This is a genomic window from Pseudomonas sp. 3296 (genome assembly GCF_031456615.1).
GTDB lineage: Bacteria > Pseudomonadota > Gammaproteobacteria > Pseudomonadales > Pseudomonadaceae > Aquipseudomonas > Aquipseudomonas mucoides.
This window is the reverse complement of sequence record NZ_JAVDUY010000004.1, coordinates 482,845-508,856: the sequence shown is the minus strand read 5'-3', so window position 1 is coordinate 508,856 and position 26,012 is coordinate 482,845. Positions and strand designations below refer to the sequence as shown.

Here is a 26,012-nt window from a genome sequence, read left to right as displayed (position 1 = left end):
CTTGGCCGATCAGCTAACGTCCTCGAGTGCTTTACATGAAACGCAAAATGCCCGGTCTTAATGCCCTCAAGGCGTTTGAAGTGGCCGGCAGCACCGGTAGTTTTACCCGCGCCGCCGAGTTGTTGAACGTGACCCAGAGTGCGGTCAGCCGCCAAGTGCGTCAGTTGGAGGAGCAGCTCGGCGAGAGCCTGCTGGAGCGCCGCCACCATCACCTCGAACTGACCAGCGCCGGCAAAGTCTTGCTGCGGGCATTGCATCAATCCTTCGACAAGATCGAGCTGACGGTGCGCAGCATCCAGCAGAAAACCCATTCCAATCGCCTGCACATCAACGCGCCGCCGACCTTTACCAACCGATGGCTGATGCCGCGTCTGGGGCGGTTGCGCGAAAAGCATCCCGAGCTGGAACTGAGCATTACCACGCGCTTGCAGGACAGTCTGGCGGAAACCAGCACCCTCGACTGTGCGATCCGTTTCGGCGATGGCGAATGGGATGGCCTGAACAGCTCGATGCTGATTCAGGAACGGCACATCGCGGTGTGCGCGCCGACCTTGTATGCGCGGGAGTGGAGCGAGCAGGGTATCGACCTCAATCGCCTGACATTGCTGCATGTGCTGGCCCGGGAAGATCAGCGCTACCTGACCTGGAAACACTGGCTGGACGCCGCACGCATCAACGGAGTCGACACCCAGGGCGGGTATGAATTCGACTTGCTGGACCTGGCGATCCGCGCGGCCATCGACGGTTTGGGCATCACCATCGCCGACTGGCACATGGTCGCCCCGGAACTGGCCAGCGGGCAGCTGACTCAAGTACTCAACGTGCATGTGGAAGGGCACCAGTCCTATTGGCTGGTCACCCGGCCGGAGCAGACCCTGATGCCGCAATTGCAGGTGTTCAGCCAGTGGTTGCAGGAAGAAATCTGGTTGGCGCAACGGCAGCTCGAACCCTCAACCGCCGCTCTCTGACCACCACAAATCCCTGTGGGAGCGAGCAAGCTCGCCCCAGAGGGGATCTCATCGTTTCAGAGGGTAACCTGCATTTTTCGAATGTTTGCCCGCTCAATAAATCGTTTGTTCAACCCGCTCAGGATGCCAAGACTGCTCGAACTGGATAAAAACAACGATGGGCGATGCACATGCGACTCGAGCGAAATTTTGTTAACGGCCACTTCATCGAACCTGCCAGCGACGCGCTGATCGCAGTCTATAACCCGGCGACGGAAGCACTGGTCGGCCACGTCTCGGCCGCCACCGCTGTTGAAGCGGTCAACGCGGTCGAAACGGCTGCCGCTGCGCAAAAGGTCTGGGGCAAACTCACCAGCATCGAACGCGCCGAACACCTGCGTGCCTTCGCCGATGCCCTGGATGCCTGCGCTGAACACATCGGCGCCGCCCTGGCCGCCGAGTCCGGCAAAAGCGTGGCCGATGCCAGCAACGAAGCTCGTTACGCCGCGCAGATCACCCGTTATCACGCTGAATGGGCTCGCCGCATTGAAGGCGAGATCATTCCCAGCGACAGCCCGAACGAAAACCTGTTCCTGCACCGCGAAGCCATTGGCGTGGTCGCGTGCCTGATTCCGTTCAACTACCCGGTCTATACGCTGCTGCGCAAAATCGCCCCGGCGCTGATTGCCGGCAACACCGTGGTGGTGCGTCCAAGCAACAACACACCGACCTCGGCCTTTGAAATCGCCAAGGCCGTGGCACAATCCGGCCTGCCGGCCGGCGTGGTGAACATCCTGACCATGGACCACGCCACTGCGGCCGCTGTTTGTACGCACAAGGCTGTGGGCTTGATCACCCTGACCGGCAGCGTCAATGCCGGGCGCATCGTGCTCGATTACTGCAAGGCCAACATCGCCAAGCCATCGCTGGAGCTGGGCGGCAAAACCCCGGCGATCATCGAAGCCGACGCTGACCTTGAAGCCGCCGCGTCCGCCATCGTTGCCTCGAAGACCACCCACTGCGGCCAGTTGTGCACGGCGGTGGAGCGGGTCTACGTGCAGGAAAGCGTCTATGAACCATTCCTCGCGCTGCTGAAATCGAAAATCAGCGCCGTGAAGTTCGGCGACCGCGCCACCGACGCCAGCCTGATGGGCCCGTTGGTCAACGCCACCTCGCAGCAGAACATCCACGCCATGGTCGAGCGCGCCATTGCGGACGGCGCAGTGCTGGAAGCCGGTGGTTTTATCCCGCAGGGCAACGGCCATTTCTACCCGCCGACGCTGCTCAGCGGCTGCCGCCAGGATATGGAGATCATCCAGGAAGAAATCTTCGGCCCGGTGCTGCCGGTGCTCAAGTACCGCGACATCGACGAAGCGCTGGCGATGGCCAACGACCATCAGTTCGGCCTGGCCTCGGTGCTCTACACCGAGAACTACCGCACCACGATGAAAGTCGCCAACGGCATCGAAGCCGGCGAGCTCTACATCAATCGCACCCCGGCCGATCCGTACCAGGGCTACCACGCCGGCTGGAAACGCTCGGGCCTGGGTGGCGATGACGGCAAGCACGGCATGCTCGAATTCACCCAGACCCGTCTCGTGGTCATGAAGTACTGATCCACCGGCAATACGCCTCATGCAACACCCATAAAAACAATTAACAGGGCCAGCCCGGACCACCGGGCGGCCAGAGGTCACCTAGATGTCCAAGCAAGCATCCACTGCTGCCGCTGTTCAGGGTTCGAATGCGGGTTCAATCAGCCAGAGTGACAAGGGCAGTCGCTATTTCCAATTGATGTTACTGGTGCTGGCCGCCGGTGCGATCTACCCGATCCTGTACCTGCGCCAGGTCTACCAGACCACCATGCTCGAAGTGTTCCAGATCAACCACAGCGAGCTGGGGTATCTGTACTCGATGCTCGGCACGATTTTCCTCCTGAGTTACTTGCCGAGTGGCTGGCTGGCGGATCGCATTGCCCCACGCTTCCTGATTTTCTTCTCGCTGATCGCCACCGGTGCCCTGGGCCTGTGGTACTCCACTGCGCCGTCGATGACCGGTTTGATGATCATCTTCGGATGCTGGGGCCTGACCACCGGCCTGACGTTCTGGGCCTCGGTGCTCAAACGCGTGAAGATGATCGCCCATCACACCGAGCAAGGCCGCTTCTTCGGCATCCTTGATGGCGGTCGCGGGCTGGTCGAAGCGCTGCTGGCAACGGTCGCGCTGGGGCTGTTTGCCTTCGCCACCGAAACTCGCGGCGAGTCGGCGGCCGAAGGCTTCAAGCACGTGGTCTACCTGTATGCCTTCACCTGTATCGCCATCGGCTGTGTGCTGGTGTTGATCAAGGACCCGCAGTCGATGGAAGACACGGCGGCGGTGGAGAAGGGCAAGTACAACCTGCTCAGCGACCTGACCACCCTGGTGAAAATCCCGGAGCTGTGGCTGGTCACCGCCATCGTGTTCTGCGGTTATCACATCTTCTGGGCCACCTACAGCTTCTCCGATTACCTGCAGGGCGGCGGCATGACTGCGGTCATGGCCGGCACCATCACCACCATCAAACTGTGGATGCGCCCGATTGGCGGCATCGGCGGTGGCTGGCTGGGTGACAAGTTCTCGAACATCTCGGTGCTGATCGTGGCGCTGTTCTGCGCGACGTTGGCGATGGTCGGCCTGATCGTGTTCCCGGCGCTCAATAGCATGGGCCTGCTGGTCGGCACGGTGATTTTCATCGGCCTGATGACCTATGCGATTCGCGGTTTGTACTGGGCGATCCTCGACACCTGCAACATTCCGCTGCGCATCACGGGGCTGGCCATCGGCATTGTCTCGGTGGTCGGTTATCTGCCAGACGCATTCATTCCGTTGATCAACGGCTACCTTACCGAGCATTTCCCGGGTGCCTTTGGTTACAAGCTGTATTTCGGCTACATCGCTTTCGTCGGCCTGCTGGGGACCCTCGCGGCGCTGACCTTGCGTGCTCGTATCAATCGTAAATCCCTGATTAAGACAGGTGCCTGAGATGAAAATCGTCGCCCTTGAAACCCATATCGTCGCCGTACCGCCACCGCACATCGGCGGGATGTACTGGCTATTCGTCAAGATCAAAACCGATTGCGGCATCGAAGGCGTGGGCGAGATCTACGCCGCGACCTTCGGCCCAAAAGCCATGTTGCCGATCATTGAAGACGTGTTCGAACGCTACCTGTTGAACCAGGACCCGCACCACATCGAACGCTTCTTCCGTCAGGCCTATTCGAGCGGTTTCACCCAGCGTCCGGACCTGACCATGATGGGCGTGGTCAGCGGTCTGGAGATGGCCTGCTGGGACATCATCGGCAAAGCGGCGAACAAGCCGGTCTATGAGTTGCTCGGCGGCAAGGTCAACGAACGCCTGCGTTCCTACACCTACCTCTACCCGGTGAACAGCAAGGGCGAGTACGACTATGACGACCCGGACCTGGCTGCCGAGTGTGCCATCGAGAACATGAACAAAGGCTTCACCGCCGTGAAGTTCGACCCGGCCGGGCCGTACACCGCGTACTCCGGGCACCAGATCTCGCTGGAAGTGCTGGAGCGCTGCGAAACCTTCTGCCGCAAAATCCGCGAAGCGGTGGGCGACAAGTGCGACCTGCTGTTTGGCACCCACGGGCAAATGGTGCCGTCCTCGGCGATTCGCCTGGCCAAGCGCCTGGAGAAGTACGACCCGCTGTGGTTCGAAGAACCGGTGCCGCCGGGTCAGGAAGAGGCCATGGCGCAGGTCGCGGCCAAGACTTCGATTCCGATTGCCACGGGTGAGCGACTGACCACCAAGTACGAATTCTTCAAATTGCTGCACGCCGGCGGCGCATCGATTTTGCAGATGAACGTCGCCCGTTGCGGCGGTCTGCTGGAAGCGAAAAAGATCGCCAGCATGGCTGAAGCCTATTACGCGCAAATCGCCCCGCACCTCTACAACGGACCGATTGGCGCCGCCGCGAGTTTCCAGTTGGCGACCTGCACGCCGAACTTCCTGATCCAGGAAAGCATCATGACCTGGGGCGGTTTCCATGCCGAAGTCCTGACCAAGCCGCTGCAATGGGAGGACGGCTACATCATCCCGTCCACCGAGCCGGGCCTGGGCGTGGAGCTGAACATGGACGTGGTGCGCAGGCACTCGCCGTACACCGGCGAGCGCCTGCACCTGCAAATGGCGCCGACCCCGGTGGACGTTAAAGACACATCGCCAGCCAGGGGCTGACGGGAAGTTTCAGTCGGGCAAGGCTCAAACCTGTAGGAGTGAACCTGCTAGCGATAGCGCCGGGTCAGCCACCATCAGTTCTGGATGCGCCGCCGTCATCGCGAGCAGGCGCACTCCTACACAGTTCGCGCTGTGCCCACTCCAGTTTTTTGTACAACGACTTACGCGGTAACCTTGCATGACTTACGACTACATCATCGCTGGCGCTGGCGCCGCAGGCTGCATCCTGGCCAACCGGCTCTCGGCCAGTGGCAAACATTCGGTGTTGCTGCTGGAAGCGGGCGGCAAGGACAGTTCCTTGTGGTTCAAGATCCCGGTCGGCTTCGCCAAAATGTATTACAACCCAACCTTCAACTGGATGTACTACAGCCAGCCACAAAAGCAATTGGCCAACCGCGAAATTTACGCCCCACGCGGCAAAGTGCAGGGCGGTTCGGGCTCGATCAACGCGATGATCTATGTCCGCGGCCAGGCCCACGACTTTGACGATTGGGCGGCCAACGGCAACGAAGGTTGGGGCTTTAAAGATGTGCTGCCGTATTTCCGCAAACTGGAAAACCATCCGCTGGGCGACAGCGAATACCACGGCGGCAGCGGCCCGATCAGTATCACGCCGATGAAGGGCCAGACCCATCCGATCTGCGATGTGTTCCTCAAAGGTTGCGATGAACTCGGTTACCCGCACAGCGACGACTTCAACGGGCCGACATTCGAAGGTTCGGGCATTTACGACGTCAACACCAAAAATGGCCAGCGTTGCTCCAGCAGCTTCGCGCATTTGCACCCGGCCTTGAGCCGGCCAAACCTGACCGTCGAGCATTACGCCCTGGTCGACCGTGTACTGTTCGACAACGGCCGCGCAACCGGGATTTCCATCACCCAGCACGGTGTGGTGCGAACCTTCACCGCCAACAAAGAAGTGATTCTTTGCGCTGGTGCGGTGGACACGCCGAAGATCCTGCAACTGTCCGGTGTCGCGGATCAGGCGCTGCTGGCCAAGCACAATATCCCAATGGTCAAGCACCTGCCCGCGGTGGGTCAGAACCTGCAGGATCATCTGTGCGCCAGCTATTACTACAAGGCCAATATCCCGACGCTCAATGACGAGCTGAGTTCGCTGTTCGGTCAGTTCAAACTCGGACTGAAATACCTGTTCGCCCGCAAGGGCGCGCTGGCGATGAGCGTCAATCAGGCCGGCGGATTCTTCCGTGGCAACGAGCAGCAACCCCACCCAAACCTGCAGCTGTACTTCAACCCGCTGTCGTACCAGATCCCGAAAAACAACAAGGCCAGCCTCAAACCGGAGCCGTACTCAGGCTTCCTGTTGTGCTTCAATCCATGCCGGCCGACCAGTCGCGGGCACATCGAGATCGCCTCGAAAAATCCACGGGACCCCGCACTGATTGATCCGAATTACTTGAGCACCCAGAAGGACATCGATGAGGTCATTCAGGGTAGCCGCTTGATGCGCAAGATCATGCAGGCACCGGCGCTCAAGGGCATCACGGTTGAAGAAGTGTTGCCGGGGCCGGTCGTCGAAACCGACGAACAAATGCTGCAGTATTTCCGCGAAAACAGTGGTTCGATCTATCACCTGTGCGGTTCCTGCGCCATGGGTTCGGACGAGCAGAAGTCCGTGGTCGACCCGCGTTTGAAAGTCCATGGTCTTGAGGGATTGCGCATCGTCGATGCGTCGATTTTTCCTAACGTGACGTCGGGCAATACCCACGCGGCAGTGTTGATGGTGGCCGAGAAGGGCGCCGACCTGATTTTGCAGGACGCCTGATTTCACATCCTCTGTGTATCAAAAATGAATTTCCGCCAAGTCCGCTGCTCATACCTGATAGGCAGCGGATTTATTGCGCAAAATCATGGGTGTATTCAGGGAGTGTTGAAATTATGGGGCCAGTATCGACGGTGGGCACGAACGTAACTGGCGGGTTGATTCTGGTGGTCGAGGATGACCCGCTGATTCTGGAGTTTCTCTGTGAAATTCTTCAGGAAGAGGGGTTCGTGGTTCAGCCACAGACCAACGCGGACGCCGCTTCTGTTTACCTGGAGCAACACTCGGACAACGTCTGCCTGTTGCTCACCGACATCACCATGCCGGGCAAACTCAATGGCGCTGACCTGGCCAATCAGTTTGGCGACCGCTGGCCAGACAAACCGATCATGATCATGTCCGGTTTCGAAACCCCGCAAAGCTCCGGTGTCAGGCATCCCGTTTCGTTCATCAAGAAGCCCTGGGCGCTCGGCCAACTGCTCGACTGCGTCAAGGACGCCTTGAAGTCCAAACCCCTCAGCTGAAACGTTATTGCGCTGCATGAGTCCGTCTCGCAAGTAAATGCTACATTGCTCGGCACACCCGCCAGGCCCTTGCGAGAGGAAGCTCATCCTTGTCTGCTCATCGATCCGTTTTCAACACACCGTACCGCGCGTTCCTGTTCGACATGGACGGCACCCTGCTCAATTCCATTGCCGCTGCCGAGCGGATCTGGACGATCTGGGCCGTGCGCCACGGGGTGGATGTCGCGTCCTTCTTGCCGACCATTCACGGCGTCCGCGCCATCGACACGGTGAACCGCCAGGGGTTGCCGGGTGTAGATGCCGAAGCTGAAGCGGCGTGGATTACCGAGGCAGAAATCGAAGACGTGGAGGGGGTTGTCGAGGTTCGTGGTGCGGCGGCATTCCTTCGGTCCTTGCCGGCCGGCCAATGGGCAATCGTGACGTCCGCGCCCAGAGCGCTGGCGTTGCGCCGGATGGCGGCGGCGGGAATTCCCGAGCCGGATGTCATGGTGACGGCTGCAGAGGTCAGCGCCGGGAAACCGGATCCAGCGGGGTATCGGTTGGCCGCCAAGCGGCTGGGTGTCGAGGTGACGGACTGCCTGATCTTTGAAGATGCCACTGTAGGCATTCTCGCGGCAGAAGCGGCGGGGGCGGATTTGGTGATTATCACTGAAACGCATGAGCACCCGATCCAGACGCAACATGACACGCTGGCCAACTATCAGTCGGTCAGCGCAACCGTGGATCCCGACCAATATCTCCGCCTTATGCACATCTAACTGCAGGAGTGGCTAATAGAGTCCAGGTATCAGCCGCCAGGTCGTGGCGCAATACGCCTCATACTCCCCGCCAAACTGTGCCCTCAACAACGCCTCTTCCGAGTGAATCCGCGCAATCAGCGGAATCACCGTCAACGCCGCCAGCAACAGCCCGACCCCCGAACGAAAGGCCAGCGCCCAGCCCAGGGCAATCACCAGCATCCCCAGGTAACTGGGGTTGCGCAGGCACCGGTAAATTCCGTCGGTGACCAGCGTGTGCCCCGGCTGAATCGCCACCAATCCGCTGAAGCGCTTGCCCAGTACAAACACCGGCCACAAGCGAAGCGCGCCGCCGAGGCAGAACAACAACGCGCCCATCCAGCGCAGCCCTTCACCGCCAAAGGTCCAGAAATCGATCCGGTCGGTATAGGCCGGCAGGAATCCGCTGAGCAACCCGATTACCCCGAACGCCGGAAGCACCCAGCGATTGGCCCGGTCCTCGCGTTCACCGGAACTCAGATTGACCTCGGTGAACAGCGACAACACGGTCATCACCACGGTTGCGAGGGCAACCACCACCAACGACCCATGGGCAGAAAACGCCGCAAATCCGCCCATGCCCCAGATAGCAAGACCGAGGTAGGCAAGGGTGCCGACGATGGCGAAGAACGCCAGTTTGGCCGAGATTTTCATGGGCGCCTCCTGATGAGCCTTGACCCGTTTCAGTTTAGATGCCCACGGTTGTTCACGCGTTCAACTCGGCCCTGGCATTGCGCCGGATCACTTGCGGCGGTTGGCCGAATGCCCTTAGAAAGGCTTCACGCATGCGGCGTCGGTCAGTGAAACCGGCCTCAGTAGCGATCTGATCGAGGGTCAGGCGCCCGCGTTCGAGCATCTGCCGCGCCGCTTCCAGACGCAGGTTTTCGATGGCCTTGGCCGGCGTCTGCCCGGTTTCGGCGCGAAAGCTGCGGCTGAATTGCCGTGGGCTCAGGCGCGCCACCTCGGCTAGTTGCTCCACCGACAGCGGCGAGGCCAGGTGCTCCTGGGCGTAGCCAAGAACAGTCTGAATGCGGTCGGATTTTGGTGCCAATTCGAGTAACGCCGAATGCTGGGACTGGCCGCCCGCACGACGCTGGTACATCACCAGTTTCTGCGCCACGGAACGCGCCAGTTCCGCGCCGTGATCCTTCTCGACCATGGCCAGCGCCAGGTCGATGCCGGCGGTCATGCCGGCCGAAGTCCAGATCGAGCCGTCGACCACGTAGATGCGGTCTTCTTCCACCTTGATCGAGGGAAAACGCGCTTGCAGGTCTCGGGCATACGCCCAGTGAGTGGTGGCCCGCCGTCCGTCGAGCAGACCGGCCTGCGCCAGCACGAACGCCCCGGAACAAATTGACGCCATCCGCCGTGCGGTGCTCACGCTGTCGCGCAGGTAGGTCAGCACGCTGTCGGGCGCCTGTTGGACGATGCAATCGCCGCCGACCACGATCACCGTATCAAATACCCGCTCACCGAACGCCAGGGTTCCGACGCTCAATCCCCCGGAGGCGCGCAGGGTGCTGCCATCTTCGGAGACTACGCTGACGTCATACAGCGTCTCACCGGCGCTGAAGTTGGCGTACTCGAACACCGGCATGGCGGCCAGCGCCATGGACTGGAAACCCTCGAACACCACAAATGCCACGCTAGTCATTGCCAGACCCTCAAAAGGACATGTCCTGAAAACGTACTTTAAACGTCATTTGAGACAAGTGTAAGAGCCTCTATAACTGTTCGCACCCGGCGAACTGATCGCCTCACTGTGAAGGAAACTCGACATGGCTCTCTCATCCAAAGGCACCGCATTGATCACTGGCGCATCGTCGGGCATCGGCGCGGTGTATGCCGACCGTCTCGCGCGTCAGGGTTACGACCTGATTCTGGTCGCCCGCAGTCAGACCAAACTGAACGCTCTGGCGAACCACTTGAGCAATGAAACCGGGCGCGCGGTGGAGGTGGTCGCCGCCGATTTGAAAGTCAAAGCCGATGTGCTGCGGGTCGAGCAAATCCTGCGCAACGACGCCAGCATCACCTTGCTGGTCAACAACGCCGGCGTCGGCGCTGTCATGCCATTGCTGGGCAGCCCGGTCGATGAGATGGAAGACATGATCACCCTCAACGTTACCGCGCTGATGCGTCTGGCCTACGCCGTGGTGCCAGGCTTCGTCGCCCGCGGCACCGGCACCGTGATCAACATCTCGTCCATCGTTGCGGTCGCACCGGAAATCCTTAATGGTGTGTACGGCGGGACAAAGGCCTTTGTGCTGGGCCTGAGTCAGTCGATGCACCATGAGCTGGCGGATAAAGGTATCCGCATCCAGGCGGTATTGCCCGGCGCGACCGCAACCGATTTCTGGAACGAGGCGGGTAACCCGGTGGAAAACTTGCCGCAAGAAATCGTGATGTCGGCGCAAGAGATGGTCGATGCCGCGCTGGTGGGTTTGGCGAATGGCGAAATGGTGACCGTGCCGAGCCTGCACGACGGCGAGCAATGGGACCGTTACGAAGCGCAGCGTCAGACTCTGTCGGGGTTGTTCGGCAACTCCAGCGCCGCACCGCGTTATTGCTAACCAGGGGGTTGTGGGCAGGGTGAACTAAGCTTGGATAAGAACGGTTCACCTTTGGGACGCCCCGCGATGCTGCACATTAAAACGCCGTTGCTGCTGCACCTGGGCTTGTCGACACCGACCCGGCGGATCTGGCTGAAGATGGAAAACCTGCAACCGAGCGGTTCGTTCAAGCTGCGTGGCATGGGGTTTCTGTGCACTCAGGCCAAGGCGCAGGGAAAATGTCGAGTCGTTTGCCCTTCGGGCGGTAATGCCGGTTTTGCCACCGCCATTGCAGCCGCCAGCCTTGGGTTGAGTGCCTGCATTGTGGTGCCGCATACGACCCCGGAATCGACCCGCAACAGGATCAAAAAAACCGGTGCGCAAGTGATTGTCCACGGCAAGGTCTGGGACGAAGCGAATCAACGGGCCAAAGAACTTTCAAAGGACGCTGACACCGAATACGTGCCGGCTTTTGATCACCCGGTGTTGTGGGAAGGGCACAGCACTTTGGTCGATGAAGTGCTGGAGGTGTGTCCTCAAGTCGATGCGATGGTGACGTCGGTGGGCGGCGGTGGTTTGCTGGCGGGAATTCTCACGGGGTTGATTCGCCATGGCCGCACGGATTGCCGGATCATCGCTTGCGAAACCGAAGGCGCCGCTTCTTTCGCGGCGGCCATGAAGGCCGGGCATCCGGTCCGACTGCCGCGCATCGATACTGTGGCGACATCGCTGGGCGCGGCGAAGGTTGCGGCCTGGCCAGTACAGCACCTCCGTGATTTCCCTCATCAATGCGTGGTGCTCAGCGATGAGGACGCGATCATGGGCGTCGTTCGTTTTGCCAGCGACCTGCGCCAGTTGGTGGAACCGGCGTGCGGTGTTTCATTGGCGGTGGCGTACCTCGACCATCCCGCCATAGCCGCTGCGCACGACGTGGTGATCGTGGTCTGTGGCGGGGTGAGCGTCAGCGCACAGTTAGTCGCCGGGTGGGCACGGTTGTCCGCAGGGAAAGCGAAGTAGGGCTGCAAACGCTATCCAGGTGTCACAAGCCCCACCGCTGTTTTCCCAGACTTCATTGGCCGGCAGCATCGCCTTCCTGGATCAGGATGGCCCGAGCCAGGTCTTCATCAGTGGCGTTGAGGCCGGGATTGTCCTGACGGATTTTTTTCAACACCGACTCCAGATAAACCCCGCGAATCGCACCGCCACTGGCCACGAAGCTGGAGGCGTCATCCCGGGCGGGAATCATGAGTTTATGGTCCTTGAACGTCGAGTACAGCGAAGCCGATACCCCGGCCGACGTGGCGACATCCTCCGCGTCCACTTTGGCCATAGCCGAACCGAAGGGCAAACACAGCATCAGGGAAGAAATGATAATCAGACGGCGCATGACAGTGTCCTCTGAAAGCATGAAGCAAATAGGAAGTACCTCATAGTCTAGGATGCGCGGTGAGCGCCAGGAGTTCCTTAACCGCGCGATATCGTTCAAAACCGCAGTGTTGCTCCGCTGGTCAACCACTGATCACGATCCCCTGTCAGGTGACGTCCCGCCACCACATCCACGTCGAGACGCTCGCCAAGATGAAACCGTGGCCCCCCCTGCCATGCCTGTTCAGCACCCCGTTGGCCATAGCGTTCGGCAATCAGCGTCAGTGACCGGGCCAGGTCGTATTCGACACCGGTGCCCCAGGTCCAGCGATGGTTTTGCTCACCATCGTCATAGGCCTTTGCCCAGCCGGTATTGAGGTTCAGGCGCAGCGCTTGGATCGGCTGGTAGGTGAACGGAAGGTTAAGTTCGCCGCCATCGAAGGCGTGTGCCCGGTTGAACGCGAAATGTGCCGCACCTGCCAGCGCCCATTCAAGACCGAGATCTTCTCGCGCAAACAGCGAGGTCTTGAACTGCGGGCTTAGTTGAGTTTCCGAGTCTGCGTCATCGCGACTGTGCGCAATGGCCGCGCCGAGTTGCAGGGTGGGCAGCCCCTTCAGCGTGCAGTCCTGGGACAACGATGCGTTGCTCGATGAGCGATTATGGCGACCGCTCTGGTACCAGGTGTCGATGTTGCATTCGCCTGGTGCATTGATCGCGGCATCATCCACCACATAAGCGCCGCCGGCGGCTTTGGCGTTGGACATCACTGTCAGGAGTGCGATCAGGCTCAGGGTGATACTGACGAACCACAGATTGCGCCGCACCCTTCGACCTTGCACGGGTGGCAGGTTGCGTAAAAAGGACATGAATTCACGAGTCGGTTTGTGCATGAGGTATACCTCGACAGCTTCTACAAGGGGTGCGTTGTGTTTGGGGTGGCAAGCGACAGGGTTTGCAAACCGGCCGCCCGGGCTTGGGCGAGCAGCTCTTCGGTGTCTTCGCCGCCGGGCAGGGCGATCACCACGTCCGGCCGGCTGTCGCGCAACATGAAGTGGTTGCGCAAGCGCTCTGCCGACTTGCCGTGGCGCTGCCAGTTAGGCGGGTAACGCACAAGGTCGATGCCTTGTTCTCGCGCCCATTCTTCGATTTCGCCGCCCAGATGTCGGTTGCCGCCATGGATCAGCACACGCACCGGGTGCGCGCGTTGGAAGGCGTCGAGCACCCGTCGGCAATGGCCGCTGTCGGCGTAATGGCGTCCCGCACAAATCAGCAGGCGCATGACGGGGTTTCCTTCGCCGGATCGTTGTTCTCGATCACTCGCTCACCGACGCGTTCAAGCAATGGATAGGCGAGGGCGGCGATGTGGTGGTGCACGCGGCGGTAATCGCGCAGCACGCGTTGGAAGAGGTCTCCGGACTCGGCCCAGGTGTTCTTGTCGTCCTGCAGTTTGCGAAAATGCTCACGGCTGGCGTGCGCTTCGAGCTGTCTGACGGTTTCCTTGCGGCTGATTAATTGATGGGCGATGGCGATGTCTTCGCGCAGGAACACGCTGATCGCCAGGCTCAGGCTTTCCAGCAAGGCGTCGTGCAGCGGGGCGATGTTGCCCAACTCGAACGCCGAGAACTGTTCGCCACGACGCACCCTGCGCATCGCCAATTGCGCGAGGCTGCTGGAGAGAATGTCCGCCGCGTGTTCAAGGTTGATGACGAACAAGAGGATTTCCTGGGCGCGATCAGCATCGTCGTCGCTGAGGCCTTCTTTGCCGATGTCGGCCAGATAGGCACGAATCGCTGCGCTGAGCAGGTCCAGGGATTGATCGATGCGTCGTACGTCGTCGACACAGGTCGGCGCTGAGGTGTGGAACAGCTGCAACAGGCGCCCGAGCATCGCCGAGAACATATCGACCATGCGCAGCGCTTCCCGGGCCGCGTTGGACAAACCGATATTGGCCACGTCCAGGCCGGCCTCGTCCAGATAGTGCGGCATGCCGGGATCGACTTCCCGCACCGGATCCGGCAGCAGCCGGGTCAGGGCATTGGCAAGTACGTCGGTCAAACCGATGAACACCAATGCCAACAACAGATTGAAACCGCTGTGCAGGACCACCACCAGTGTCGTCGGATTCAGGTTCGTCTCGGCCAGCCACCCGGCAAACGGCAACACCGCCAGCGCTCCGACCACCCGCACCAGTAGATTACCCAGCGGCAAACGTCGACCGACGCTCGATCCGGCGTTGATCACTGACGGCAAGGTCCCACCAATGTTTACACCCAGGACCAACGCCACCAGGGTGGTCGCCGAGAGCATGCCGGTCGCGGCCAGCGAGACGATCAGCAACACCACGGCCACGCTGGAATGGCAGAGCCAGGTGAGCAGCAGCGCCACCAGCAGGGCAATCAGCAGGTCGCCGTCCAGGCTTTGCATGATCAGTTGAAACACCGGCGTACTTTCGACGTGCGCCAGGGTTGAACCGAGCATGTGCAGGGCCAGCAGCATCAGCCCCAGGCCGATCAGCGCACAGCCGATACTTTCAAAGCGTGAGTCATCGCGCAGGCGAAAGACGATCACCCCCGTCAGTAGCATCAGTGGCATGAGCATTGACAGGTCGAGGCTGAGCAGTTGCACCACCAGGGTCGAACCGAAATTGGCGCCTAGCATCATCGCCAATGCCGGGGCGAGCGCGAGGGTGCCGGCGGCGGTGAACGAGGTCGCCATCAGGCTGACGGCGGTGCTGCTTTGCAGGAGGCCGGTGATGCCGATCCCCGACAGCAACGCCATCCAGCGGTTGTTCAGGTGGTGGCCGAGCCACTGGCGCAACGGCGAACCAAAGCCGCGCAGCAACGCCGAAGAAATCATGTGAGTGCCCCACAGCAGCAGTGCGATGGCCCCTGCGAGGTTGATCAGTAGAGTCGTTCCCGACATGAGAACTCTCCTTTTTTAGTAGGGTTAAGCGCGGTTCATGTGGGAGCGAGCCTGCGCGCGAAAGCGGCGTTTCAGCCAACGAAAATGTTGCCTGACACTCTGTCTTCGCGAGCAGGCTCGCTCCCACATTGTCAGCAGTGTTCAGCCGGTCAGAACCACTGCTTGAAGCGGCGGATGTAGATCGTTTTCATGACCTGCGCGAAGACGCAGTAGCTGAGCAAGGTGGCGACCAACCAAGGGAAGTACGCCCACGGCAATGGCTGCAAACCGACCAGCGTGCCCAGTGGCGAGAACGGAATGTAGATGCCCAGCACCATCACCAGCCCGGTCATCAGAATCACCGGCAATGCCGCCGTGCTCTGGAAGAACGGGATCTTCTGCGTGCGCAACATGTGCACCACCAGCGTCTGCGACAGCAGCCCTTCGATGAACCAGCCGGACTGGAACAGGCCCTGCATTTCCACGCTGTTGGCGGCGAACACGTACCACATCAGCGCAAACGTGGTGATGTCGAACACCGATGACGTCGGCCCGATCCACAGCATGAAACGGCCGATGTTCTTCGCGTCCCACTTGCGCGGTTTGCTGAGGAATTCCTTGTCCATCTTGTCCCACGGCAGCGCCAGCTGAGAGATGTCGTACATGAGGTTTTGCAGCAGCAGGTGAATCGACAGCATCGGCAGAAACGGAATGAAGGCACTGGCCACCAGCACCGAGAACACGTTGCCGAAGTTGGAACTGGCGGTCATGTTCAGGTACTTCATGATATTGCCGAAGGTTTCGCGGCCCTTGAGCACGCCCTCTTCGAGCACCATCAGGCTCTTTTCCAACAGGATGATATCGGCCGATTCCTTGGCAATGTCAGTGCCGCTGTCCACCGAAATGCCGACGTCGGCATCGCGCAGGGCGGGGGCATCGTTGATACCGTCGCCGAGGAAACCCACGGTATGACCGTTGGCCTGCAATGCCTTCAGCACCCGCGACTTTTGCAGCGGCGTCAGCTTGGCGAACACCGTGCGTTCTTCGACGCGCAGCTTGAGGGTGGTGTCGTCCATGCTTTCAATGTCCTGGCCGAGCAGCGGGGTGCCCGGTTCCAGGCCGACGTCGCGGCAGATCTTGCAAGTGACGACCGCGTTGTCGCCGGTCAGCACCTTGACCGTCACACCCATGTCCCGCAGCGCCGCAATGGCCGGGCCAGCGGTTTCCTTCGGTGGATCAAGGAAGGTCAGGAAGCCGCGAATCACCAGCTCGCGCTCATCCTCGGTGGTGTACTGGTTTTTGCTCTGTGCTTTCGGGATCTCGCGGGTGGCGACCAGCAGCACGCGGAAGCCGTCTTCGTTGTACTCGTTGGCCAGGGCCAGCAGGTCTTTGCGGCGTTGATCATCGAGGGCGACGACGCTGCCGTTTTCATGGAGGTGACTGGCGATGGACAGCATTTCCTCGACCGCGCCTTTGCACACCATCAAGTGGTCGTCGCGGCTGTCCTTGACGATGATCGACAGGCGCCGACGGACGAAGTCGAATGGCAATTCATCGACCTTGCTGTAGGCGAACGGCACTCTGAACTTTGGATTCGCATTGGCAAATTGCACCACCGCCTGGTCCATCAGGTTTTTCAAACCACTCTGGTGATGACTGTTGAGCCACGCCAGTTCGAGGATTGCATCGTCGCGCCGGCCATGGCTGTCGACGTGGTGCTCGAGAATGATCTTGTCCTGGGTCAGGGTGCCGGTTTTGTCAGTGCACAGCACGTCCATCGAACCGAAGTTCTGGATCGCGTTCAGGCGCTTGACCACCACTTTGCGCTTGGCCATGGCCATCGCGCCTTTGGCGAGGTTGGCGCTGACAATCATCGGCAGCATTTCCGGGGTCAGGCCGACCGCGACCGCCAGCGCAAACAGAAACGCGTCGCTCCAGTCGCCCTTGGAAAAGCCGTTGAGCAGGAACACGATCGGCACCATCACCAGCATGAAACGGATCAACAGCCAGCTGACACTGTTTACCCCACGGTCGAACGCCGTTTGCACCCGCGAGCCGACAATCGCTTTGGCCAGCGAACCGAAGTAGGTGCGCGAGCCGGTCGCGACCACCACGGCTTTGGCGGTGCCGCTGACCACGTTGGTGCCCATGAAGCAGATGTTCGGCAGGTCGAGCAGGTTCGATTGATCGGCGGCGTAGCCGGTAGCGGACTTCTGGGCGACGTTGCCCAAGGTGTCGTATTTCTCCACCGGCAAGGCTTCGCCGGTGAGCACGGCCTGGCTGATGAACAGGTCGCGGGATTCGATCAGGCGGATATCCGCCGGGATCATGTCACCGGCGCTGAGTTGCACGATGTCGCCGGCCACCAGCTCGCGCATCGGTACTTCACGAAGCGTCGCCTCCTGGCCACGTTGCCCGCGCCGCATCACGGTGGCGGTGGTGCGCACCATGGCCTTGAGGGTTTCGGCCGACTTGGCCGAGCGGTATTCCTGCCAGAACCGTAGCAGGCTGCTCAAGCTAACCATGGTCATGATGATAATGACCTTGGTCAGGTCGGCATCGTCGCTTTCACCCTGGCTGATCGGCAGCCAGTAATCGGTGAAAAAGCTGATGCCGGCCAGGGTCAGCAGCACATAGATGAAGGGATTGTGCAGGGCTTTGAGCAGTTGGACGAGGGCGTGAGGCGGCTTGTCGTGGGCGACTTCGTTGTAGCCTCCACGGGCCAGTCGGCCTTCGGCTTCCAGTTCGGTCAGACCGTCGGGGGTTGCGTTGAGGTTGGCGAGGGTGACGGCGAGGCCGTTTTGAGCTTCTCGTGCGGCGCGCATCGACAGTTTGGCGTTGTCGCTGCTGGCACCTTTGGCGCGGGTGTTCGGGGTTTTTACGGTGGTCATCGCGTGTGCTCCTGCCGCTGACTGCGGCACGACACACAGCCGGCTCACCCAACTACAGGCGAGCGAATGTATGTCGAGCCGCAAACAAGCGATCGATGTCAGAAGTATTGATTTGTTGTTTTAACGTTCGCTGGCTATCCATAGGGAAGTGATAGGCAGCGAACCGTCTACTGGCTTCGTCCATAACTAACTCCAATTAACGTGTGTTTTAAAAGGCAATAAGAAGTTGTCGGTTTCCCTTGTCAGGAAACCGTTGAAGGAAGGACTTTAAAGTGCCTTCAAATCAACTGAATGTGCGGCCTGTCAGGCTCGGCTTCGCAGCTGGAAGCGGCGCACGATACGTCGGCTTGGTGGTTCCTGGCTGTCGTCCAGGCACCAGCGTTGCTGAAGCCGACCCGTCATCGGGCAGACGCGCCAGTTGGCACGCGGGTGTGCTTTGGCAGGGGAAGAAGGGCTGGAAAACGGCGCAATGGCGCGGTTTGCGAGCGTAGGCTCACGGCAGGGCTTGACCCGCATGGTCGAAGCAAAGGCGCGTACGCCGGGCATTACGGAGGTTTTGAAGTTCATAACATGCCTCTGGACCGGACCGGCGCCGGCGAGGCAAGTTACGGTGGAGCATCAAGCTCTAGCGCAGCTCGCCCGACCGAAAAGTCGAGTCCCGTCATTGTCTGGGTTATGTGCCAGATTCTGCTGATTAGCAGTAACCCGACAGCGACTAGATACTGTGTCCATTGAATTCCGGAGTGAGTTGAAAAAAGGCCTTCGTTGAAGGCCCGGGCAATTTACTCAGCGAGGTGGAGTCCGTCAACCTTAAAGGCCCGATTAATAGTGCATTAAATGGAAAAGTTGCACATTTGATTATTGAGTTCAGCCAAATGACAGTAAGTTGTGTTTCATGTGACGGAGTGCAGCGAGGGCCGGTTTGAAAATGAGCACAGGACAATCGAGCATCGATACCGACTGCGTAGTGGTTGGGGCCGGCGTGGTCGGGCTGGCGGTTGCCAGGGCGCTGGCCGGGACCGGGCGGGAAGTGATCCTGATCGAAGCCGGCGAGGGGATTGGCGTGGGCATCAGCTCGCGCAACTCGGAGGTGATTCACGCCGGTATTTACTACCCGACCGGTAGCCTCAGGGCGCAGTTGTGCGTTGAAGGCAGGCAACGGTTGTATGCCTTTTGCGATGCGCGCGGGGTTGATTATCAGCGCCTGGGCAAGCTGATCGTGGCCACCGATGACAACCAGTGCGCGGCGTTGCGGGCATTGTTGGAACAAGGGCGACGTAATGGCGTCGATGATTTGCAGTGGCTGGATGCAGCGCAGGCCCGAGCGCTTGAACCGGCACTGTCCTGCGTCGCCGCGCTCTGGTCACCTTCTACGGGTATTATCGATTCCCATGCGTTGATGCTCGCGCTCCAGGCGGATGGGGAAGCCAGCGGGATGTCGATTGCCTTTCAAACACCGCTGGAATCCGCTCGTTGTACGGCACACGGTTTTGATCTGGTCATCGGCGGTGCGCAACCCATGCGCTTGAGTAGCCGTGATTTGATCAACTGCACCGGGCTCTCTGCGCCTGACGTGGCGAGCCGGATCGAAGGCTTGTCATCGCAGCACGTTCCAGTGGCCCGATTGTGCAAGGGCAGTTATTTCAGTTTTAGCGGCCGCGCGCCGTTCCGGCATCTGCTCTATCCGGCGCCGGAAAGTGCCGGGCTTGGCGTGCACATGACGCTCGACCTCGGCGGCCAGGCGCGTTTCGGGCCGGACGTCGAATGGGTCGATCAGGTCGATTACCGCGTGGACCCGCGCCGCGCCGATGGATTTTACGAGGCGATCCGCCGTTACTGGCCCGGTCTTCCCGATAACAGCCTGCAACCGGCCTACAGCGGCATTCGCCCGAAAATCACCGGTCCGACCGAACCTGCAGCGGATTTCATCATCAGCGGTCCGGCCGAACATGGCGTGCCGGGACTGGTGAACCTGTTCGGCATTGAGTCACCGGGCCTGACCAGTTGCCTGGCACTGGCCGAGCGGGTGGTACAGCGCCTGGCGCAACCCCGTAGCAGCTGACGAGCCGAACGCAGCCTCGCGGAGCTCGTCAACTGCTACAAAGGGGCACGAAGCGCAGGTGCCGGTTATCAGTCGTTGCGATGCCCGGAGCCATGAGGGCTATGCTTTGCAGTGCGCCCATCACCATGGGAGACCTCTGATGATCAACGTACGCACTGCCCGCATGCTTGCCGATTACAAAAACTGGGCCGACCAGCGCCTTTTTGACAGCCTGGCGGCATTGCCGGCAGGTGAGGTCAGCAAAGATCGCGTGTCGGTGTTCAAGAACATGATCGGCACCTTGAACCACATCTATGTCGTGGACTGCATCTGGCAGGCTCACCTCGAAGGCCGAGGGCACGGCTTCAAAACCTCGCATGATCTGTTGCACGCCGACCTTGCCGAACTGCGCATGGCGCAACGGGAGATCGATCACTGGTACTGCGACTGGAGCGAACGGCAGACCGAGACGTCGCTGGATAAACCCGTTGAATTCACGTTTGTCTCAGGTGAAAGCGGCACCATGAGCGCTGGCGCCATGTTGATGCACGTGGTCAACCATGCCAGCTACCACCGTGGCTGGGTAATTCAGATGTACTTCGAAATCCCGGCCATGCCACCGGTGACGGACTTGCCGGTGTACCTGCGCGAAACCCAGCCTACGGCCTTCAAATCGCTGCATGCCCCGGCAGTGGAACCGACATGTGCTGTGCAATTTTCGAGCGCAACCAGCGTTCTGCCGGATCGTTATCGTTGACCCCGTTCCAGACCATGGACAATTCGGACAGCACGATGTCAAACGGCGGGTCGTCGGCCCGCAACTGGCTGCTGCCTTCGATCAGCGCACACGCAGCATAATCCGGCACCGAGGCGAGCAAATCGGTGCCGGCCAGTAACGAGCGCAATCCGGCAAACTGCGGCACCGCCAGCACTACCCGCCGCGAACGACCGATGCGCGCCAGGTCGTTGTCGATAGCCCCGGTCAAGTCTCCGGAAAACGACACCAGCGCATGGGGGCGTTCGCAGAACTCATCCAGTGTCAGAACACCGGGGCGGTCGTCGCCGCGCAGGATTTTTACGCTCAAATCGCGCAATTTCTTGCGCTTGGCATTGGCTGGCAGTTCCGTGGTGTAACTGATCCCGACAGAAATCTCGCCGCTGGCAAGCATCGACGACATCAGCAGAAAATTCACCCGCCGCACCACTACCACGACGTTCTGCGCTTCTTCGCGAATCTGCTTGAGCAACGGTGGAAACAAGCCGAACTCAGCGTCGTCGGACAGGCCGATGCGAAACACATCACGGCTGGTGGACGGGTCGAAATCCTTGGCCCGGCTGACCGCACCGGAAATGGTGTCCATCGCCGGTTGCAGCTCCTGGAGGATCGCCAATGCGCGCTGGGTGGGTTCCAGCGTACGGCCGTTGCGCACCAACAGCGGGTCGTCGAACAAATCGCGCAATTTGGCCAGTGAGGCGCTGACGGCGGGTTGGCCGAGGAACAGCTTCTCCCCGGCGCGGGTGAGGTTTTTCTCGAACATCAGGGTTTCGAAAATCACCAGCAGGTTCATGTCCACACGGCGCAGGTCGTTGCGGTTCATGTTGGAGGCTCGCAGGATTTTGAGGGTCTGTTCAGTAAAGCATCAAACCTGAGAGGGTCATTAAACGGCGATGTTTAACACACATCTCCAGACACTCTGCGAGGCTACACAACCTTGCGCCATTGCCGACGACTGCGCCAGAATCCGCCGGCTTGTGCGCCTTGGGCCGGGACTCTATCGTTTGCGGGTCGCTGACAAATCAGCGATCGGGTTTAGCGACCCGAACCTTTGTAGGCGCAACAGCGCTCCAAACTCTCTTGCAGAATGTTCATCTCTGCGATTGATGTCATGGCGGCTGTGCGCGGGAGACCTTCGGGTCTGCCGGGCGCCTACACCCGGTTCGCTAACCTGTGTACAGCCGCCACCCTTTCTTGTTTAGCGACAGGTCCAGGTGGCTCCATTAATTGTAGGAGCTTCACCATGTTCAAGATCACACCCAACCCGCCAGAAACCGATACCGACGACGTTTCCCCCTACGAATCCACCGATTCAAAAAAACTCAACACCGCCGCCGACCGCGCCCTCGATTACTACCTCAAACCAGTCATCCCCAAAGACACCCCGCGTAAACCCAGCACGATCTACTTCGTCGGCCCCGACACCGATAACGAAACCCTGCTGGTCAACGCCTGCGAGACATTGGCGTCAGCGAGTGTGATGTTGAGCGACTTCGCCGGGCAATTGAACGGCACTCAGCGCCATACCCTGCTGGGCATTCAAAACTCCGTGATGTTGGGCGAACTGGCGGTGAATCGGATGCTGGATAACGTCGACCCGCATGGCTAATGCCGCAACTGCATGGCTGAAAGCTGAGTTTTGCGGTGCTTGTCCGAGCCTCAGCGCAGTTAAAAGGTGACAGATCTATTTGGTAAACAGGTCTGTCGCCTTTTTTGTCATTTTTTGTATGTCACAGTAATTAGGAATAAATAATTCCGCTTCCTTATTGCTGTTATGCCTTGTTGGGCCCGCAGGTCGCGCATATACGGCGGTTAATAAGGATGATTTAATTCAAGCTCGTTCTCAATGTTTGCTTTTTTCTTAAGATTAGAATATCAATGATGGATGCTGTAGAGCATTTCGCCTTTGGGGTCCAGGGTGCCGTAGTAAGTTATTTTTTGTCCCTTGGTATAAGTTCGCACTTTCCGACTTCCTGTAATGCTTATGGCTTTCCCACCGTCATCAGGGATGATCGTAATGGAGTAAATCGTGGTGTCGATATGAGGGTTTGGAGTCGGATTGGACTCGCGGAAATACTAAACTGTTCCTGTAAGGTTTGGCATGGTATTGCCTCATCGATTGAGAGTTGATTTAGGTACTGGGTCCTGACGGTTCAGTGCGAGGCTAGATTGCGAGCAGTGATGATGACTTTAGCGTGTTTGATTTCAGTGTTTAACTGTAATAAGTGACAGTTTTTATGGTGTTTTGTAATATCTGAGATGGCCAGATGAAAGTATGTGGTTTTCCTGATGCCAGGAACATTAATAAAGTTAATCTGGGTTGTACGCAGCAGGATAGGGGGAGATGGCGGGCTGTTCTGGATTCACCTCGCGGTGATTCAGTGCGATCAGCGCGGAACTTTGGCGAGCTACCGTTGGAGATTCCCCGTGACCGCCAGGGCATGTTCGAACCCCAACTCGTCTCCAAACACCAGACACACTGGACGGGCTTCGACGACAAAGTCAGCTCGCTGTACGCCCGAGGCATGACCTTGCGAGAAATTCAGGGGCACCCGGAGGAGATGTACGGCACAGAAGTCTCCCCCCAGCCTCATCTCAGCGATTACCGTGTTAAGTAAGTGTCTTCAGGCCTGTTACCTTTTTGCTAAAACCTATAGCCAAAAATTCTTAAAAACTGTTATTTGTTACAGGTGCCAATTCGTACATGCAGTTCTATATTTATTTACGTGGCAAATGAATAAATCGTTTTGGTGATCAACTTTTCTTGCGCGTCTATTTTTCGCCAGAAAGGCAACAAGACCTAATAATCTCCTTATAATTGGAGCCTGCCGTGACAGATAAAAAAAACGACCGGATTGACCTTGTCCTCGGAACTAATATCATGTCGGGCAATGAGTCCTTCGAAATCAATCCAAAATTTGACGAAGCTTCTGTGCGCGTCGGAAGTGGGGCTGTCGTATTAACTGGTGCCTACCCAGCGATATTAGGCGAGAACATAAATAATGCATTCACTGCTATGGATGCCGCCATAGCAGCGATAGGAGCAATAGGAACAACTCGGACAAAACGAGAGACTTCTCTAAATCGATCATTCATTCTTTCAGAAGAAAACTGCATAGACCATATAATCAGCCAGAAAAACAGCACCTACTCGCACCGATTTCCAGAAGGTTCGACACTCTTAGACGACAAAAGTCACGCCTTTACAATTTTAATCGAGTTAAAAAATGGAATTTACCTGGACGGAAAAGGCAAACTTTACCCATATAAAGATTTTCTAAGCAGCTTATACAATGCCAGCAAAAAATAATAAAACAGCTGGAAAAGAGCTGGAAAAGAGCTGGAAAAGGGGACGCATTTATTTATCTCTTCTGCTTCCGTTCCATGGCCTGAGTGAACATTCAACGGCGATGTTTAATGGGCGCCTCCAGACACTCACTCAGGCTACACAACCTTGCTCCATTGCCTACGACTGCGCCAGAATCCGCCGGCTTGTGCGCCTTGGGCCGGGACTCTATCGTTTGCGGGTCGCTGACAAATCAGCGATCGGGTTTGACCGTCCGACTCAATCAAGGCGTACCAGTACCCAAGAAAGCTTCAGGCTTTTTGCGGTGGCTGTGCGCGGGACACCTTCGGGTGTGCCGGATACCTTGATTTCCGGTCGGTCAACCCGCGTACAGCTGCCACCTTGATTCGTTTGACCGCGGACGGCGACGCCACTAATCAAGGAGCTTCACCAATGTTCAAGATCACACCCAACCCGCCAGAAACCGACACCGACGACGTTTCCCCCTACGAATCCACCGATTCAAAAAAACTCAACACCGCCGCCGACCGCGCCCTCGATTACTACCTCAAACCAGTCATCCCCAAAGACACCCCGCGTAAACCCAGCACGATCTACTTCGTCGGCCCCGACACCGATAACGAAACCCTGCTGGTGAACGCCTGTGAGACGTTGGCCTCAGCGAGTGTGATGTTGAGTGATTTCGCCGGGCAGTTGAACGGTACACAGCGCCACACCCTGCTGGGCATTCTAAACTCCGTGATGTTGGGCGAACTGGCGGTGAACCGGATGCTGGATAACGTCGATCCGCATAGCTGACGTTGAACTGTGGCGAGGGAGCTTGCTCCCGCTGGGCTGCGAAGCGGCCCCAAAATCCCAAGCTCCCTGGAGATCTTGCGAGCGCTGCGCACTCGAACGGGAGCAAGCTCCCTCGCCACAATGGCCCTGGCTGACCGTAGGTTTCTGAAGTGTTTGGTCGGGCCTCATCGCGAGCAGGCTCGTTCCTACGCGGATCTCGGTTCTGTCAGTACCTTGCGAAACGTCTCCACCAACGGCCGCAGATTGATCCGGTGCCACGCCGCCCACAGGGGTCTGGTGAAGGCGATCCATGGCACTTCCCGCAGCACCACACCCGGCGGTGCATTGCGGCTCAAGCCTTTTTGAATCATCGCGATGCCCAGTCCCGAGGCCACCAGGGCCATGGCAGTGAAGGGGCCGGTGGCTTCCATGCGGATGTCCGGGGTGAAGCCGGCGCGGATGCACGCGCTGATAAAGTCTTGGCGGCTGGTGTGGTGTTGCACACCGATCCACTCCTGATCGGCGAGGTCGGCCGGGGTCAATGTGGTCTGCTTGGCCAGTGGATGATCCTCAGGCAATGCCAGCAACATCGGGTCGTCCAGCACCTGAAAGCCCATCAGGTCCGGATCGTTTTTGTCCGGCGGTTCGCTGACCAAGGCGATGTCGAGGCTACGCTGGCGCAGGCCTTCAAGCTGTTCAGTGGAGCGCAGGTTGTACAGCGCGACATGCACGTTCGGCCGCTCGACCCGCAACACACGCAGGGCATTTGGCAACACGCCGGCGTGCATGGCGTTTTCGATGTAACCGACGCACAAACCGCCTTCTTCACCGCGACCAAGGCGTTTGCCGAGGGATTCAAGGCGACTGGCGTGGGTCAGCAGGGCGCGGGTTTCGGCGAGGAAGGTATGGCCGTCGCGGGTCAGGCGAATGCGTTGTTGGCTGCGTTCGAACAAGGTCAGCCCCAGGCGTTCTTCGAGTTGGGCGATCTGCCGGCTCAGCGGTGACTGGGAAATGTGCAGGCGTTCGGCGGCGCGACCGACGTGTTCTTCTTCGGCGACGGCGACGAAGTAGCGCAATTGGCGGATGTCGATCATGTCAGACCTCTGAGGACTCAAGTTCTGCACATTATGTCTTG

The 26,012-nt window shown here is 59.1% G+C and carries 24 protein-coding genes and 1 pseudogene; 15 read left to right on the top strand and 10 right to left on the bottom strand.

Going from position 1 to position 26,012, the window contains the following annotated elements; translation table 11 throughout:
- The first annotated feature begins 35 nt into the window (after positions 1–35).
- The 7 genes from J2X66_RS13585 to J2X66_RS13555 all read left to right on the top strand — a co-directional run bounded on the left by J2X66_RS13585 (position 36) and on the right by J2X66_RS13555 (position 8,252).
- Entirely contained in the window at positions 36–968 is a 933-nt protein-coding gene (locus J2X66_RS13585) for a LysR substrate-binding domain-containing protein (protein WP_310265066.1), read from the top strand.
- A 170-nt stretch (positions 969–1,138) separates the two neighbouring features.
- Positions 1,139–2,563, top strand: coding sequence for an aldehyde dehydrogenase (gene aldA, locus J2X66_RS13580; protein WP_310265280.1), 1,425 nt, complete (start codon positions 1,139–1,141; stop codon positions 2,561–2,563).
- Between the two features lie 85 nt (positions 2,564–2,648).
- Positions 2,649–3,968 (top strand): MFS transporter, encoded by a 1,320-nt coding sequence (locus J2X66_RS13575; protein ID WP_310265064.1) that lies wholly within the window; start codon positions 2,649–2,651, stop codon positions 3,966–3,968.
- 1 nt (position 3,969) lies between these two features.
- The gene (locus J2X66_RS13570; protein ID WP_310265062.1) at positions 3,970–5,187 is read left to right on the top strand and encodes a mandelate racemase/muconate lactonizing enzyme family protein; all 1,218 of its coding nucleotides are present in this window, start codon (positions 3,970–3,972) and stop codon (positions 5,185–5,187) included.
- A 178-nt stretch (positions 5,188–5,365) separates the two neighbouring features.
- On the top strand, positions 5,366–6,973 hold the full coding sequence (locus J2X66_RS13565; RefSeq protein ID WP_310265060.1) for a GMC family oxidoreductase N-terminal domain-containing protein: 1,608 nt from the start codon (positions 5,366–5,368) through the stop codon (positions 6,971–6,973).
- 113 nt (positions 6,974–7,086) lie between these two features.
- Positions 7,087–7,494: a response regulator gene (locus tag J2X66_RS13560; protein WP_310265059.1), complete on the top strand. Its 408-nt coding sequence runs from the start codon at positions 7,087–7,089 to the stop codon at positions 7,492–7,494.
- Positions 7,495–7,583: 89 nt separating this feature from the next.
- Complete coding sequence (locus J2X66_RS13555; protein WP_310265056.1) at positions 7,584–8,252, top strand: HAD-IA family hydrolase; 669 nt, start codon at positions 7,584–7,586, stop codon at positions 8,250–8,252.
- Between the two features lie 12 nt (positions 8,253–8,264).
- Here J2X66_RS13555 and J2X66_RS13550 read toward each other — a convergent pair whose 3' ends face one another.
- Together J2X66_RS13550 and J2X66_RS13545 are read right to left on the bottom strand one after the other, a co-directional pair.
- Positions 8,265–8,924 carry an isoprenylcysteine carboxylmethyltransferase family protein gene (locus J2X66_RS13550; protein WP_310265054.1) on the bottom strand — a complete coding sequence of 220 codons (660 nt, stop codon included), beginning with the start codon at positions 8,922–8,924 and terminating at the stop codon, positions 8,265–8,267.
- Positions 8,925–8,976: 52 nt separating this feature from the next.
- Complete coding sequence (locus J2X66_RS13545) at positions 8,977–9,924, bottom strand: GlxA family transcriptional regulator (RefSeq protein WP_310265052.1); 948 nt, start codon at positions 9,922–9,924, stop codon at positions 8,977–8,979.
- 124 nt (positions 9,925–10,048) lie between these two features.
- On the opposite strand from J2X66_RS13545, the gene J2X66_RS13540 reads away from it, so the two are divergent.
- Together J2X66_RS13540 and J2X66_RS13535 are read left to right on the top strand one after the other, a co-directional pair.
- Positions 10,049–10,840 (top strand): SDR family oxidoreductase, encoded by a 792-nt coding sequence (locus tag J2X66_RS13540; protein WP_310265050.1) that lies wholly within the window; start codon positions 10,049–10,051, stop codon positions 10,838–10,840.
- 66 nt (positions 10,841–10,906) lie between these two features.
- Positions 10,907–11,836 (top strand): pyridoxal-phosphate dependent enzyme, encoded by a 930-nt coding sequence (locus tag J2X66_RS13535; RefSeq protein WP_310265048.1) that lies wholly within the window; start codon positions 10,907–10,909, stop codon positions 11,834–11,836.
- A gap of 52 nt (positions 11,837–11,888) precedes the next feature.
- Here the strand turns inward: J2X66_RS13535 and J2X66_RS13530 are convergent, their stop codons facing one another.
- From J2X66_RS13530 to J2X66_RS13505, 6 genes are all read right to left on the bottom strand, one after another.
- Complete coding sequence (locus tag J2X66_RS13530; RefSeq protein WP_310265046.1) at positions 11,889–12,206, bottom strand: DUF2388 domain-containing protein; 318 nt, start codon at positions 12,204–12,206, stop codon at positions 11,889–11,891.
- 95 nt (positions 12,207–12,301) lie between these two features.
- Positions 12,302–13,075, bottom strand: a complete 774-nt coding sequence (locus J2X66_RS13525; protein WP_310265043.1) for a hypothetical protein — start codon at positions 13,073–13,075, stop codon at positions 12,302–12,304.
- Between the two features lie 20 nt (positions 13,076–13,095).
- The gene (locus J2X66_RS13520) at positions 13,096–13,464 is read right to left on the bottom strand and encodes an SLOG family protein (RefSeq protein WP_310265041.1); all 369 of its coding nucleotides are present in this window, start codon (positions 13,462–13,464) and stop codon (positions 13,096–13,098) included.
- Entirely contained in the window at positions 13,452–15,107 is a 1,656-nt protein-coding gene (locus J2X66_RS13515) for a Na/Pi cotransporter family protein (protein WP_310265039.1), read from the bottom strand. The genes J2X66_RS13520 and J2X66_RS13515 overlap by 13 nt, the downstream gene beginning before the upstream one ends.
- A 149-nt stretch (positions 15,108–15,256) precedes the next feature.
- On the bottom strand, positions 15,257–17,977 hold the full coding sequence (mgtA, locus tag J2X66_RS13510; protein ID WP_310265036.1) for a magnesium-translocating P-type ATPase: 2,721 nt from the start codon (positions 17,975–17,977) through the stop codon (positions 15,257–15,259).
- Positions 17,978–18,280: 303 nt separating this feature from the next.
- Entirely contained in the window at positions 18,281–18,544 is a 264-nt protein-coding gene (locus J2X66_RS13505; protein ID WP_310265034.1) for a hypothetical protein, read from the bottom strand.
- 361 nt (positions 18,545–18,905) lie between these two features.
- On the opposite strand from J2X66_RS13505, the gene J2X66_RS13500 reads away from it, so the two are divergent.
- Together J2X66_RS13500 and J2X66_RS13495 are read left to right on the top strand one after the other, a co-directional pair.
- Positions 18,906–20,039 carry an NAD(P)/FAD-dependent oxidoreductase gene (locus J2X66_RS13500; protein WP_310265032.1) on the top strand — a complete coding sequence of 378 codons (1,134 nt, stop codon included), beginning with the start codon at positions 18,906–18,908 and terminating at the stop codon, positions 20,037–20,039.
- 139 nt (positions 20,040–20,178) lie between these two features.
- Positions 20,179–20,775, top strand: coding sequence for a DinB family protein (locus J2X66_RS13495; protein ID WP_310265030.1), 597 nt, complete (start codon positions 20,179–20,181; stop codon positions 20,773–20,775).
- Here the strand turns inward: J2X66_RS13495 and J2X66_RS13490 are convergent.
- Positions 20,687–21,616 (bottom strand): LysR substrate-binding domain-containing protein, encoded by a 930-nt coding sequence (locus J2X66_RS13490; protein WP_310265028.1) that lies wholly within the window; start codon positions 21,614–21,616, stop codon positions 20,687–20,689. The genes J2X66_RS13495 and J2X66_RS13490 overlap by 89 nt on opposite strands.
- A 420-nt stretch (positions 21,617–22,036) precedes the next feature.
- Between J2X66_RS13490 and J2X66_RS13485 the strand changes: the two genes are divergently transcribed.
- From J2X66_RS13485 to J2X66_RS13470, 4 genes and pseudogenes are all read left to right on the top strand, one after another.
- A complete protein-coding gene (locus J2X66_RS13485) occupies positions 22,037–22,402 on the top strand; it encodes a DUF6124 family protein (protein WP_310265025.1) in 366 nt (121 codons plus the stop codon).
- Positions 22,403–23,192: 790 nt separating this feature from the next.
- Positions 23,193–23,400: pseudogene (locus J2X66_RS13480) on the top strand (transposase); the annotation flags it as partial.
- 223 nt (positions 23,401–23,623) lie between these two features.
- Complete coding sequence (locus tag J2X66_RS13475; RefSeq protein ID WP_310265024.1) at positions 23,624–24,103, top strand: hypothetical protein; 480 nt, start codon at positions 23,624–23,626, stop codon at positions 24,101–24,103.
- A gap of 429 nt (positions 24,104–24,532) precedes the next feature.
- Positions 24,533–24,898: a DUF6124 family protein gene (locus tag J2X66_RS13470; RefSeq protein WP_310265022.1), complete on the top strand. Its 366-nt coding sequence runs from the start codon at positions 24,533–24,535 to the stop codon at positions 24,896–24,898.
- A gap of 185 nt (positions 24,899–25,083) precedes the next feature.
- Here the strand turns inward: J2X66_RS13470 and J2X66_RS13465 are convergent, their stop codons facing one another.
- Positions 25,084–25,971, bottom strand: coding sequence for a LysR substrate-binding domain-containing protein (locus J2X66_RS13465; protein ID WP_310265020.1), 888 nt, complete (start codon positions 25,969–25,971; stop codon positions 25,084–25,086).
- Positions 25,972–26,012: the final 41 nt, after the last annotated feature.

Coding starts and splice junctions, on each gene's coding strand:
- J2X66_RS13585 (WP_310265066.1), top strand. CDS start 36: ATGAAACGCAAAATGCCCGGTCTTAATGCCCTCAAGGCGTTTGAAGTG.
- J2X66_RS13500 (WP_310265032.1), top strand. CDS start 18,906: ATGAGCACAGGACAATCGAGCATCGATACCGACTGCGTAGTGGTTGGG.
- J2X66_RS13485 (WP_310265025.1), top strand. CDS start 22,037: ATGTTCAAGATCACACCCAACCCGCCAGAAACCGATACCGACGACGTT.
- J2X66_RS13465 (WP_310265020.1), bottom strand. CDS start 25,971: ATGATCGACATCCGCCAATTGCGCTACTTCGTCGCCGTCGCCGAAGAA.
- J2X66_RS13570 (WP_310265062.1), top strand. CDS start 3,970: ATGAAAATCGTCGCCCTTGAAACCCATATCGTCGCCGTACCGCCACCG.
- J2X66_RS13540 (WP_310265050.1), top strand. CDS start 10,049: ATGGCTCTCTCATCCAAAGGCACCGCATTGATCACTGGCGCATCGTCG.
- J2X66_RS13515 (WP_310265039.1), bottom strand. CDS start 15,107: ATGTCGGGAACGACTCTACTGATCAACCTCGCAGGGGCCATCGCACTG.
- J2X66_RS13535 (WP_310265048.1), top strand. CDS start 10,907: ATGCTGCACATTAAAACGCCGTTGCTGCTGCACCTGGGCTTGTCGACA.
- J2X66_RS13505 (WP_310265034.1), bottom strand. CDS start 18,544: ATGAACTTCAAAACCTCCGTAATGCCCGGCGTACGCGCCTTTGCTTCG.
- J2X66_RS13525 (WP_310265043.1), bottom strand. CDS start 13,075: ATGCACAAACCGACTCGTGAATTCATGTCCTTTTTACGCAACCTGCCA.
- J2X66_RS13530 (WP_310265046.1), bottom strand. CDS start 12,206: ATGCGCCGTCTGATTATCATTTCTTCCCTGATGCTGTGTTTGCCCTTC.
- J2X66_RS13490 (WP_310265028.1), bottom strand. CDS start 21,616: ATGAACCGCAACGACCTGCGCCGTGTGGACATGAACCTGCTGGTGATT.
- J2X66_RS13470 (WP_310265022.1), top strand. CDS start 24,533: ATGTTCAAGATCACACCCAACCCGCCAGAAACCGACACCGACGACGTT.
- J2X66_RS13545 (WP_310265052.1), bottom strand. CDS start 9,924: ATGACTAGCGTGGCATTTGTGGTGTTCGAGGGTTTCCAGTCCATGGCG.
- J2X66_RS13575 (WP_310265064.1), top strand. CDS start 2,649: ATGTCCAAGCAAGCATCCACTGCTGCCGCTGTTCAGGGTTCGAATGCG.
- aldA (WP_310265280.1), top strand. CDS start 1,139: ATGCGACTCGAGCGAAATTTTGTTAACGGCCACTTCATCGAACCTGCC.
- J2X66_RS13565 (WP_310265060.1), top strand. CDS start 5,366: ATGACTTACGACTACATCATCGCTGGCGCTGGCGCCGCAGGCTGCATC.
- J2X66_RS13560 (WP_310265059.1), top strand. CDS start 7,087: ATGGGGCCAGTATCGACGGTGGGCACGAACGTAACTGGCGGGTTGATT.
- J2X66_RS13520 (WP_310265041.1), bottom strand. CDS start 13,464: ATGCGCCTGCTGATTTGTGCGGGACGCCATTACGCCGACAGCGGCCAT.
- J2X66_RS13495 (WP_310265030.1), top strand. CDS start 20,179: ATGATCAACGTACGCACTGCCCGCATGCTTGCCGATTACAAAAACTGG.
- J2X66_RS13550 (WP_310265054.1), bottom strand. CDS start 8,924: ATGAAAATCTCGGCCAAACTGGCGTTCTTCGCCATCGTCGGCACCCTT.
- mgtA (WP_310265036.1), bottom strand. CDS start 17,977: ATGACCACCGTAAAAACCCCGAACACCCGCGCCAAAGGTGCCAGCAGC.